The sequence below is a fragment of the Pseudomonas sp. genome, assembly GCF_030696055.1.
Lineage (GTDB): Bacteria > Pseudomonadota > Gammaproteobacteria > Pseudomonadales > Pseudomonadaceae > Aquipseudomonas.
This window is the reverse complement of sequence record NZ_JAUYNP010000293.1, coordinates 1-1,442: the sequence shown is the minus strand read 5'-3', so window position 1 is coordinate 1,442 and position 1,442 is coordinate 1. Positions and strand designations below refer to the sequence as shown.

The following is a 1,442-nucleotide window of genomic DNA, read 5'->3' as shown; positions in this document are numbered from 1 at the left end:
TTTCCCTTCATCATGGCGGTAAAAGGCAGCAACCGGCATCAGATCCTCGCGGCGTTCGAAACGCGCATTCACAATTCGGCGGATACCGAATTCAAATGCGCGCTGGCGGAGATTAACAAGATCGCCCTGTTCCGTTTACTGACTCTCTAGCAAGCTTGGCCCGAGAAACCTCTAGAACGCTTGCGTTTCCCAGGGCCCTGCAAGCATCCCAAGCCAACTTATTAAAGGCAGACAAGAAGAATGAAAGCTTACGCCGTACCGTTCGAGAAGTTCGTCAACCTGGCCGACGCCCGCCTGGGCACCAAAATCATCTCGGTCACCGATGACTGGTTCGCAGACGCCAACCGTCTGTTCCAACCGACCCCGGCCGTATGGAAGGAGGGCGTGTTCGATGACAACGGCAAGTGGATGGATGGCTGGGAATCGCGCCGCAAGCGTTTCGAAGGCTACGACAGCGCGGTGATCCGCCTGGGCGTACCGGGTTCGATCAAAGGCGTGGACATCGACACCAGCTTCTTCACCGGCAACTTCCCGCCGTCGGCCTCCCTGGAAGGCTGCTTCGTCGCCGCAGGTGACCCGAGCGACGCCACCCAGTGGACCGAAGTGCTGGGCGCCGTCGAGCTGCAAGGCAACAGCCACCACTACCACGAAATCAACAACGCCCAGGCCTTCACCCACCTGCGCTTCAACATCTACCCGGACGGCGGCGTCGCTCGCCTGCGCGTCTACGGCGTACCGTTCCGCGACTGGAGCAACGTCGGCGACAACGAGCAGATCGACCTGGCTTCCGCGCTGAATGGCGGCCGCGCCCTGGCCTGCTCGGACGAACACTTCGGCCGCATGAGCAACATCCTCAACCCGGGCCGCGGCATCAACATGGGCGACGGCTGGGAAACTGCACGTCGTCGCACGCCGGGTAACGACTGGGTCATCGTCGCGCTGGGTCATGCCGGCGAGATCGAAAAAGTCATCGTCGACACCCTGCACTTCAAGGGCAACTACCCGGACACGTGCTCGATCCAGGGCGCGTTCGTGAAGGGCGGCACCGACAGCCAGATCGAAACCCAATCGCTGTTCTGGCGTGAACTGCTGCCGGCGCAGAAACTGGAAATGCACGCCGAACACACCTTCGCCGAACAGATCAAGGCCCTGGGCCCGATCACCCACATCCGCCTGAACGTGTTCCCGGATGGGGGCGTGAGCCGCCTGCGGGTATTGGGCAAGGTCGCTAAATAAGCGGCGCGCCCTTCGCGGGCAAGCCTCGCGCCTACAGGCATCACCGACCGTAGGAGCGAGGCTTGCCCGCGAAGACGCCAGAACAAACAACATTGAATTCGGAAAAGAAGACCAGCATGCGCACATTGACGATTGAACCGCTGACCAAAGAAGCCTTCGCCCCTTTCGGTGACGTGATCGAAACCGACGGCAGCGATCACTTCATG

Annotated in this window: 3 protein-coding genes; all 3 read left to right on the top strand. The window is 60.9% G+C overall.

Translation table 11 applies throughout. The features are described from left to right. Nucleotides 1-150, top strand: a 150-nt coding sequence (locus tag Q8Q83_RS17550; RefSeq protein ID WP_305625413.1) for a 2-oxo-4-hydroxy-4-carboxy-5-ureidoimidazoline decarboxylase, incomplete at its 5' end; no start/stop codon positions are given. A gap of 90 nt (nt 151-240) precedes the next feature. Next, the gene (alc, locus tag Q8Q83_RS17545) at nt 241-1,236 is read left to right on the top strand and encodes an allantoicase (protein ID WP_305625411.1); all 996 of its coding nucleotides are present in this window, start codon (nt 241-243) and stop codon (nt 1,234-1,236) included. Nucleotides 1,237-1,352: 116 nt separating this feature from the next. Next, the coding region (locus Q8Q83_RS17540) for an ureidoglycolate lyase (protein WP_305625412.1) at nt 1,353-1,442 on the top strand (90 nt) is incomplete at its 3' end.

Coding starts and splice junctions, on each gene's coding strand:
- alc (WP_305625411.1), top strand. CDS start 241: ATGAAAGCTTACGCCGTACCGTTCGAGAAGTTCGTCAACCTGGCCGAC.